Raw genomic sequence first — 12,041 nt, forward strand, 5'->3', positions numbered from 1 at the left:
AGGCGGCTGGTATATTGTAAGCTACGGAAGCTTCTTCAAACTGACTTAACACCCACAGGCGGCGCTGGGAATGAGATAGCACATAACTGTCACTTGAGGAGGCTAAGGGAATAGCGTGAAAGCCAATGGGATTGCAGGTGTTTAAATATCGTGCAAATTCCCGGATGGTAGGTGCATTGAAAAATACAAGTATGTCTGGTTTAATGCCGAGATCTTTGTATATGCTTGTTAATAATTGAATAACCATCAGGGAATGACCGCCAAGCGCGAAGAAGTTATCCAGTATGCTGATCTGTTCAAGGTGCAATAGTTTCTTCCATGCAGTTAGCAGGAACACCTCTATATAATCCGATGGAGGGATTATTGTAACAGATTCGTTATGCTTGCCAGATGTTGGCTTAAGTAATGCCTTTTTATCAATTTTCCCATTTAAGGTCAATGGGAAGCTTGTAAGTGGTAACACATGTTCAGGAATCATATAATCCGGCAATGATTCACCAAGAAAAGACCTGATAGAAGCACTTGAAAGGGTTTTATCTTTTTCGAAAACAATATAAGCTGAAAGACTGTCATGGTTGCTGACCACAAGAGCTTGCCTGATCTCAGGTATTTGGGTGAGAGCATATTCAATTTCCTGAAGTTCTATTCTATGGCCTCGTATTTTGACTTGGTCATCCTTTCTGCCCCTGAATTCAAGTTTTCCACTACTTAGCCAGCGCCCGATATCTCCTGTTCTATACATTCTCAGTGTAGCATCGGTCCGGAAAGGGTCTTGCCCAAAAAACGTGTTGGTAAGTGATTCTCTGTTCAGATAACCTCGTCCTACTCCAATGCCTGATACACAAATTTCACCCAACACTCCGACCGGGCATAATTCATTAAACTTATTGACTACATAAATATTTAGGTTGCGGACAGGTATTCCTACAGGAATGATGGTGTCAGAAACGGTACCTTCAATAATATGATGTGTAATGTCGTCGGATGCCTCCGTTGGGCCGTATGCATTTATAACTTTTATATTTTTAAAGAAAGAAAACCAGTCGTTTACCAGATATGGTTTGAGTGTTTCGCCGGTCACAACCAGGTATTGAAGATGAGGCAGCCTGATATTGCTATGCTTGATAAAATTAAGTAAGACCTCCATGTAAGAAGGAACGATTTCAAGTATGCTGACCCTGTTATTATTGAGTGTGTTCAATAACAATTCAGGACTCATGATCTCCTTATTAGGTATAATAACCGTAGTTCCTCCTTGCGATAGTGCTGCAAAGAACTGCCAAACAGAAATGTCAAAGGACTGGGTGGCTGTTTGTGCAATTACTGAATTTTCGTCGATCCTGAGGTCATCTTTTTTGGCAAGAATATGGTTGTACATGCCTGCGTGTTCGATCATTACTCCTTTAGAAGTCCCGGTTGAGCCGGAAGTATAGATGACATATGCCAGACTCTCGAAAGGGATTTCGATTGGTATGTTCTCTTCATTGAGGGCGGTGATTTCTTTTTCGAACAAGCCTATATCTAATACTACCCCTTCTGTAATGTCCCCTTTCAATGCGCTGACGTATAGTGTCTGGGTCAGCAACATTTTCATCTTCGAGTCTGAAACCAGTTGCTCAATGCGCTTCATTGGATAATCGGGGTCAATAGGTATATAAGCTGCCCCAGCCTTCCAGACGGCTAATATTGATTCAACCAACGAAAAAGAACGGTCAAACAGTAGCCCCACAAGGTCACCTGCCACCAGCCCTCTTGAGATCAGGAATTTTGCAAGTTGGTTCGATCTTTTATTTAATGCCTCGTAAGAAAGTTGTTGTTTATTATGGATCAAGGCTATCTTATCCGGCGTTTCCCTGGAAATTGATTCAAGTAGTGTGCAAATATTTACCGGAGCATTTTTGTGTTTTGTATTGTTAAACTTATATATTAATTCATGTCGTTCGTAATCTGATAATAACTGAAAACTATTAGCCTTTTTGTCAGGATTTTGAATTCCTTGCTTTAGGATCGACAGGTAGTGGCCAACCATTCTTTCAATGAATTGTTCGTCATAAAGCTTGGCTGTATAATGTATAGTTCCGGTTAGCGTATTATTTTTTCTTTCAAAACAGAAAATAAGATTGCTTCTGTGTAGTATGGGATCTTGTATGTTCAATAGCAGACACTGTATGTCAGACTGGTCAAGGTATGATGACCCATTTTCAAAAAGATCAAGCTTTTCCAACGGATAATCACGAAATTCAAAAGCCTCTTCTATGGCATTGCTGACTTTTTGTAAAGTCTTCTTATATGAATCATCTTCCATTAACACGCGAACGGGAAGCATTTCATTGTATATGCCTCTAAGCGCTGATTCTTTACCTTGGGGTATAAAGATCTTTATATCTTCATTGTGGTTATATTTTCTTATTAAAATGTATACACATGAGAGCAGTATGCTGAACATAGACCATTCTTCTTCCATAGAAATGCCGCATACCTTTCTGTAAATATCTGATGGGATTTCAAAATCTGTTGATAATTTATGAGACGATTCAGTCGATAGATTATTGTCTGTTGACAGTGTAGTAAAGGTTTTATCCCCTGTTAACTGCTTAATCCAATACTTCTTTCTTTCCAGGTATGGACCACTTGAAAGTAGTATTTCTTCATCTAATGTCATTGTATATCAATTGTTGCGTCATTAAAATCAAATCGCATTCTATTCCTAAGGCTATTGCTTTCTCCCTTTTCTCGCTGCATTTTTCTTTCTGGGTCATTGTTTTTAGCAATTATATAATCTTCTATTTTGGAATACGGTGATATGGATATCGTATTTAAGAATGTTTTAAAGTACGTAGCGAGTTGGAGTATTGTCTCTTGTTTGAAGCGTTCTGAATCATAGAGCCAAAAGAAAGTTAGCTGTCTGTTTTTTCTAAAAAGTGTTAGGTTTAGGTCGAACTTAGCCTGTACAGGCCTATTGTGGTTGGTATATAATTTAAAAACAAGTTCCTCTTCTTTTGAATCATCCTGGTTAAACTCGAACATTGCATTAAATAAGTTTCTGTCATTTTTATCGGATGTGGAAAATTTAGAAACAAGTTTATTGTATGGGTATTGTTGATAGCTTAAGGCATCGAGAATAATTACTTTATTTCGTTCCAATAATTGTGCGAAAGTCATTCCTTCATCAATAGGACACCTTATAGCCAGCGTGTTGGCAAAAAGACCAACTATTTGATCCAGGTCAGGATGCTGACGGCCTGCTGCAGTTGTACCTATTACAATATCTCGTTGGTTAGAGATTCGATACAGGAACGCAAAAAAGGCTGTATACAACAGCACATATAAGGATACGCCGGTTTCTTCTGAAAGCAGCAATAGCTGCTCTGTTAGTATCGAATCATTCACGATTTCAAGCGAATGTTCGTTTCCTCGCTGCTTATTATTTATGAAGTCGTAGGGAAGTCTGAGGACAGGTACGTCATTTTCGAACATGCGAAACCAGAATTTTTCCTGTAATTCTATATCTCCTCCTGAAAAAGTCTGTTGTTGCCATACTGCATAGTCTTTATATTGTACGGTTTCAGTGGACATGTTGTGAGGAGCTCCGGTGGTGTGGTATTGATATAGCCTGGAAAAATGATTCAATAATATTTTGTTAGAAATGCCATCCGATATGAGGTGGTGAAGATTGAATAGCAGAATGAATCTATCAGGTGATAGTTGGAATATTTTTGCTCTTATTAATGGCTCATGCTCAAGATTAAATGAATATCGTTCTTCCTTATTCACCAATTGTTCTACCAATAATTGCTGCTCACCAGACTGTTGCACGTCTATAAATTCAATTGACATTTCCTGTTCATCAGGTAACTGTACTTTTTGTACATAAACCCCGTCTTGTAAGACGAAATTAGTGCGAAGGATTTCGTGTAGTTTAACTATATCCTGAAAGGCAGATTTATAGCCGGTGATATTTAAATTGCCGGAATATTCATAAACAAGCGTTGTGTTATATCGCGCCTTGTCTGTAGAAAGCAGGTTTGCCAGCAAAATATTATTTTGCATGGCACTAAGCGGATAAAAATCATTTTTAGTAGCATGGGGTATTCGCTCGAACTGTTCTTCTAGGGTGGATTCAAATACAAGGTTGCAAATTTGGCTAATGATTGGATGTAAGAATATGTCTCTCAGAGCGACCTTTCTGTTGAAATATTTGTAAATACGTGCAACTAATTGAATAGCTTTTAAAGAACCGCCGCCAATGCTAAAGAAGTTGTCTTCCGGACTAATTGTTGGCACATTCAATAATTCTTTGCATAGTTCGATAATCCCGATTTCCTGATCGGTTGGTTGCGTGTCGGGTACATTGTTGTTAAAGGATAGTTCAAAGGGATTTGGTAATGCTTGTTTATTGGCTTTCCCGCTTGGCAGGCAGGGAATTGCGTCTAATGGTATCAAATATGCCGGCACCATATAGGCAGGTAATTTCTCACTCAAATGAAGCCGTAGCGCATGCGTCTCTAATGGTTTTGATGCAACGTAATAACCTATTATGACTTCACCTGTAATTGGACGGCTTTTTACTATTACTGCGCATGCAGTCACTTTGTCGTGAGACAGTATAGCTTCTTCAATTTCAGCTATCTCAACCCTATATCCCTGTATCTTAAATTGATCATCTTTTCTTCCTGATAATTCGATGGTGCCATCCGGAAGCCATCTGCCCATATCTCCTGTCTTGTATATAATATTTTTTGGGGAACCGGAAAATGGCTGTGTTATAAAGCGCTCTGCAGTAAGGCTGGGATTGTTTAAATAGCCACGGGCAATACCAGCCCCACCAACATAAATCTCTCCTGTAATACCGATAGGACAAATATTCATGGCAGGATCCAGAATATAGATATCCGTATTTTGGAACGGTTTTCCAATTATCGATCCTTTTCCTTTGTTGCTATATTGATTTAGTTTAATGTAATGAGCAGTACAGCCAATAGTGACCTCTGTAGGACCGTAGTGATTACAGATCGACACGGCGGGGTATATATCCTGGAATGTTTTTACGTCTGTCATGTTTATTCTTTCTCCTCCAAGCATCAACATCCTTAGGCTGGAAAGAATTCCCCGACGTTCAAAGCTTTTTGAAGTAAGCATGGCATTAAACAAGCTGGGCGTACATTTTATGTAGGTGATCCTATGCGCCGCCATATACCTTACCACATTGTCCGCTTCCATGTCGTTCTGCTGTAAAACATGGATGGTGCCTCCGGTAGTAAGACTACTCCACAGGTATGCCTGAGCAGCATCAAAGCTGAATGTGGTTAATAAAACAGTGTGGTCTGATTGAGTGATCGAAAATTGATTGCTGAACCATAAAATATGATTGAGTAATCCTATGTGTTTTATCATTACTCCTTTCGGCTTGCCTGTTGAGCCAGATGTAAACAATACATAGCACAGTTGCTCGCCTTCTGTCGCTTTAGGGAAATACGTAGTTGTTCGATTCTCCTCAAAAAAAGCTTTATTGGTAATGTCAATTAATCTCAGTTTCTCCTTGTAGTCTTCTATAATTCTATCACAGATAACCAATGAGGCATCGATCGATTCAAGTATGAAATGTATTCGTTCTTTAGGATAGTTAATATCAATAGGAACATATGCGCCTCCGGCTTTCATGACTGCCAGCATAGCAATTATAGACTCTGCAGAGCGTTCCATAAATAGGGGAACAAGGCTGTCTTTAGTGATGCCATGCTGGGTGAGAAGAGCCGCAAGCTGATTGCTTTTGTTATCAAGTTCTCTATAAGAGACATGCTTGTCGTGATAGGTGATCGCGATTGCTTCAGGACTCTTTTTTGCCTGTATAGTGAATAAGTCGGGGATTAAATATTGCGGCTCTATTGCTACTTTATTATCGTTGAATGAATAAAGTATCCTTGACCGTTCCTTTTTCCCTATGATACTTAATGAATTAATGCTATCTGATGGATTCTCTGTTATGCTTGTTAATAATAGCCCAAAATGCCCTGTCATCTGCTCGATCGTTTCTCGTTCAAAGAGATCGCTACGATAGTTGAAGATGACTTGAAGCCCTTCAGATGTTTCATTGAAAATTGCACTTAGATCAAACTTGGCGGTGTTGTGTTCCAACTTGTGAAGAGATATATCCGTTGTTCCGAATTTCAATTTCGGAATGTCTGGTATGTTTTGCAGCATGATCATTACTTGGAATAGCGGTGATCTGCTCATATTTCTTTCTACCTCTGTAGCTTCGACTACTTTTTCAAAGGGGGTGTCTTGATATTCATAGGCTTCCAGTAAAGTGTTTTTCACCTGTTGCAGCACTTCTCTGAAAGAACATTCACCCTCCACTTCATTTCGGATAACCAGCGTGTTTACAAAGAATCCTACAAGAGATTCTATTTCCTGTGATCTCCGGTTGGCAATCGGGGTACCTACTGAAATATCCTTTTCGCCTGTATAGCGATAAAGTAATGCTTTGAAGGCGGCCAACAATACCATGAAAAGAGTCACATTCTCTTGGCGGCTGAGGGCTTGTAATCTATCCAGTAACTCCTTATGCAAAAAGACTTCAACATTCGCACCTTTCCCGCTTTGAATGACAGGCCGGCTATAATCTGTCGGCAGATCCAGTGGTTTGATGTCCCAAAGCTTATTTTTCCAGTATTCTAATTGTTCCTCTAATATTTCGCCGGTGAGATGCGTGTGTTGCCAGATGGCATAGTCCGCATACTGTACTTCAGGTTGAGGTAGATCAATCCCTTTGCTGGTAGCTTTGGAGGCGTATTGTTCTGTCAGTTCCTTCACCAATATGGATAAACTCCACCCGTCGAATGCAATGTGATGTACGACTACCGTGAGGATGAAGTCATGTGTGCCTTGTTGCAATAATATGGCTCTCAACATAATATCTGTTGAGAGGTTAAATGGTTGAATGATATATTGATTTATATAATCATTGACTTGCTCTTCCTTCCATCCTGCGACAGGCATGACAGGTAAATGCCAGCCGGAAGCATCATTCACCTGTTGATAGCAAGTCCCTTCGTGTTCCACGAGTACAGTTCTGAGTATTTCATTCCGCTCGATAACACTGCGGAAGCTATCTTCTAAAGCAGCTATCTGTAACTCCCCTTTCAATTTTAAAGCAATGGGAATGTGATATGGCTTACTACCTTGTAGCCGGTCTATGAACCAAAGCCGTTCCTGTGCGTAGCTTACAGGTAGTAATGGTCCTTTCCTAAGGTAGGGTGTCACAGGTGGTAGCAGCTTGCGTGATGTTCTTTTAGTAATATGTTTTTCCAGTTCTGCTATCGTCGGATACAAAAACAATTCTTTCATTCCTACTTCCACTTTAAGCCTGCGTCGAATTAGTGACAATACCCTTGTTGCAAGTAGCGAATGACCGCCTAACTCGAAGAAGTTGTCTGTGACGCCTACCCTTTCTACCTTTAATAGATTTTGCCAGATAGCGACCATCTCTTTTCCAAACCAGGTAGTAGGATCAGTATAATTATTTTCCTGCAGTGTCAGTTCTGGTTTGGGTAGTGCTCTTTTATCGACTTTCCCATTGGAGGTTAATGGGATTTTATCCAGTTCTATCAGTATAGCGGGCACCATGTAGTCTGGTAATTGACGCCGCAGTTCTTGGTATACTGCTTTTTTTTGATAGGTTGCTGTTCCTGCAATGTAGCCGATCAGCCTCTTGCTTCCAAAGGAGTCTGATTCAGCTAAAACAACACATTGAGCAACGCCTTCACAAGTTTGTAACACACTTTCAACTTCGCCCAACTCAACGCGATGCCCACGTATCTTAACCTGGTCATCTTTCCTGCCAAGGAATTCAATGTTGCCGTCCGGCAACCAATAGGCAATATCTCCGGTTCTGTATAACTTGTCTGCTGTCTTAGCGGTAAATGGATTATTGATAAACCTTTCCGCCGTCAACGATGGCCGATTCAGGTAACCAAGTGCAACTGCTTCACCTCCTATATATAGTTCGCCATGCACGCCTATAGGACATGGTTGTTGTTGTTCGTTCAAGATGTAGATAGCTGTATTGCTGATTGGGCGACCTATTGGGGGCAGTGGATGATTTTTATAGTCTTCTGGTACTACTTTATAAGAAGTTACTACGTGTGTTTCCGATGGGCCATAATAATTATGTAGCTCGAGTCCCGTTATACGACACAACTCTTCAATATTACCGGAAAGCCTTAGTTGTTCGCCGGCAGTAAAAATATGAGTTAAGCTCAGTGGGAAATGCCCTTCCAGAACAGCCTGTTCACTTAGCGCCTGCAGTACTACAAAGGGGATAAATAGCTGATTAACCTGATGTCGGTCAATCACTTTCAGCATTTGGCCCATATCCTTCCTTTCCAGTTCTTCGATTAATACAAGGCTGCCGCCGAAACAAAAGACCGAGAATATTTCCTGGAATGAAGCATCGAAGTTGATGCTTGCAAATTGAAGTACTCTTTTTGTAGCTGTATGTGCAAGTTGATCATCGTGCCATATAAGCAGGTTTATCATTGCTTTGTGATGCATCCTGACCCCTTTGGGGCGTCCGGTAGTGCCCGACGTATAAATTACATAACAAGGGTCGTATGGTGCATTGAAACGCACTGCTTTTTCTTTCGATTGTCTCTCAAGTATCCCTGCATCCCTTAGCAAGTTCAATTCTTCAATAGACGATGGAATATTTTTCAAACTACCATCACTTAGCAGCAATTTTGCATCTATATCACTTAATATGAAGTGAATCCGTTCTTCCGGATAGTTGATGTCAATTGGAACATAAGCCCCTCCTGCTTTTAATATGGCAACAATCCCTATGATCAGCTCAATGGAACGGTCCATGCATATTGGAATAAGAGCTCCGGCCTGCATGCCTCTCGCCTGTAACCAATGCGCCAGCTGATTGCTGCGCTCATCCAACTGCCGATAGCTCAATTGCTGGGTCTTGAAGAAGATTGCTGTTTCATCTGGGATCAGCTGAAACTGTACATCGAATAGGTCTGCAACAGTTTGGTTAAGCGGGTAGTTGCAAGTAGTATTGTTGAATTCGGATAATAGGTGCAGCCTTTCTTCATGGTCGGTTATAGGAATAGTTGTATTCTGGGCGTGAGGATTATTGATGATAAAGTTAAGTACATTGATGAAATGTCTTTTTATGTTGTCGATATAGATGTCTTCGATAAGGTCGCTGTTATAGCTGAAATGGATTGTAATACATTTTCCGATACCGATAAGAACCGTTAAAGGGTAATTTGTACGGTCATACATATCGATGTCGGAAGCATTCAATGCCCATTGTCTATTGAATATGTCTCCGATCGGATAATTCTGAAATACGAGCAGGGAGTCAAAAAAATCACCCTTTATGTTTTGCGCGTGTTGGATTTCTCTTATCGGACAATACTGATATTCTCTTGCCTGAGCTTGTGATTCCTGGATATTCAGAAGCCAGGAAGCGATTTCCTGCTCTTTGATGTTGCACCTGAAAGGAATGACATTAATAAAAAGACCTGCTCTGTCGGCATACGATGCAAGCTCTGGTGGTCTGCCGGCAACGATAACTCCAAAAACAATATCCTTACTCCCTGTATAATAAGAAAGTAAACGTGACCAGCAGCCCTGTATCACGGAGTTGACTGTAAGTCGGTTTTCTTGAGCAAATTGCTGAATTTGGGAACTAATATCCTCTCCCAGCTCCAGTATATTGATTTTATATGTGCCAACTCCTTTATTCCGGTCTTTATGATTGTTAACAAAAGGAAGCAAGGTAGGACTATCAAAACCAGCTAGATATTCTTTCCAGAAAAGTTGTTCCCTGATTATATCCCTGCTGCTCAATAATCTTATGAAATCTTCATAATGATCAATTGTAGGAGTAGGTACAGGTGATCCCTGTATTATTTGTTCATACAACGAGGCTACTTCTCTTATTAGGTTAAAGACGGACCAGCCGTCCAGTATAATATGGTGCTGTGTCCATACGAATTTGTGAGAATTGGCCGTTAGCTTGAATAAGGCTATACGCATCAAAGGCGATTGCTCGAAATCGAACCCCTTTAACTTGTCGTTATAAATATAATCGTTGATCCTTTGTTGCTGTTCCTGTATATTTAAATGGCAGAGATCCGTTACCTCGAACGGTAAATCAACGTTTTCAAATACGCACTGAACCGGGATCGATAGCTTGTCAAAATAAAACGCTGTACGTAATATAGTATGATTGAGAACGACGTATTCCCAGCATTTTTTAAAGACATCTACATCCAGGCCCTTAAAATTACAAGTCATTTGTTCGAGATATACATCCTCATTCCTGTCGTATAAACCATGAAACAACATGCCCTCCTGCATTGGACTCAACGGATAGATCCGTTGGATATTTCCTGTTGCATGTTTGCTAGTAACTGTAGCCAGAAAAGAGTCAAGCTCAGTAACACTGACAGTGCCAGGTAGATTGAAGTCAGAAGGCGTTAATGCAGTAGTAGTCTGTTTACTGGCGTATTCAATCAATAATTTCAGATTATTTATATATACCTCAGTCAGCGATTTTAAGGTAGATTCTTCATAGTCGTCGCTGAAACTACTCCAGTCAATTACCAACTCATCTTTATATAAATAACAGATGATTTCCATTTTATACGGTAACCTGTTATTCTCCCATCTTGCACTACCTGTATTCTCTTGTGCGAGAGAGAAAAACTTGTTTGCTGGTATTGTATTTTCAAGCTGTCCGTGGTAAGTAAAGAGGATGTCGAATGACGAGGCGGCAAAGAGTTGCCTGATCTGTTCTTCCTTGTGCAAATATTTAAGCAACCCGTAGCCGATTCCTTTACCAGGAATAATTCTCAACTGTTGCTTGATATTCCTGATCCACTCTCCTGCTGAGTTATAGTCTCCGGTGTTCAACAGGGCTGGATACAAATTGGTGAACCAGCCTGCTGTTCTCGATACGTTTAGGTCCTTAAATAGCGGTTCCCTGCCATGACCTTCCATGCCAATGGTAAGCTGCTTAAGGTTAAACCTGTCCAGAAATGTTTTCGAGAGCGCTGCTAAGAGGAAATCTGTGGTCTCCGTTTTATATATCTTATGAGCCTGCGTTAATAGTTTTACAAAGTAAGCAGGCAATATGGCTTTGGTCGGTTTAAGATGTTTGACAAGCTGTTGACCTCCTGCTTTGTCAACCGGTAGAGGAATGTAGTTGGCGACAACAGTCTGCCAAAATGGTATTTCCGACTCGGTCTGTCTGCTGTTTGCTAATTGCTGAAGCCCTTTTTGCCATTGTCTGTAAGAGCTTGTCTTGCTATCCAAATCAATTTTCCCGCCACTGGTTAATACCTCAATCATGGATCCCAGGTCCTCCAGAATAATTCCCCAGGAAACACCATCAATGATCAGGTGATTGGCAAGAATAAATAACCTGTTAGAGCCAAAAGCTGCCCCTGTTTTAATAAATAATGCTTTGAACAAAATACCTGCTTCCAATTTCAGCGACTGTTGGTAATCGCTGCATACTTGTGTGATCGCTGCCTGCAGGCTTTCTGCAGGGACATTTGAGAGGTCTGCAGTATCAACTCCGGGAATATCTTTTCCATACTGTTGAACATACTTGCTATCCATCTTTGTGTAAATGAATCTCAAGGCATCATGGTGGGCAACAATAGCTTTTATTACGGAATCTATGATAGCATCACTTATTTGTTTATCCAGTTCAAGTAAAACTGATTGATTGTAATACGCAGGTTGTGCATACTGGCTTTCAAAAAACCAATGTTGAATAGGATGTAGTTCGGCTTCTCCCTCAAGAAAGCCTTCTTCGACCTGCGTCATGTTTTCATCATGTATATTGTTCAGCAAGCTTTCGATGGTCTGATGCTGGAACATGTCCAGAGGTTGCAGGTGAATACCAACTTTCTTTGCTCGGCTGATTATCTGAATAATGGTGATCGAATTCCCCCCAAGTTCGAAGAAGTTGTCGTGAATGCCAATTCGTTCAATTTTCAATAATTCCGCCCATATTG

The 12,041-nt window shown here is 40.5% G+C and carries 2 protein-coding genes; both read right to left on the reverse strand.

Going from position 1 to position 12,041, the window contains the following annotated elements; genetic code table 11:
- A partial coding sequence (locus AC5JBY_RS33595; protein WP_495909102.1) for a non-ribosomal peptide synthetase occupies positions 1–2,662 on the reverse strand: 2,662 nt, incomplete at its 3' end.
- Complete coding sequence (locus tag AC5JBY_RS33600) at positions 2,659–12,039, reverse strand: amino acid adenylation domain-containing protein (RefSeq protein ID WP_495909103.1); 9,381 nt, start codon at positions 12,037–12,039, stop codon at positions 2,659–2,661. The genes AC5JBY_RS33595 and AC5JBY_RS33600, both read right to left, overlap by 4 nt.
- Between the last annotated feature and the right edge of the window lie 2 nt (positions 12,040–12,041).

The organism is Paraflavitalea sp. (genome assembly GCF_059502485.1).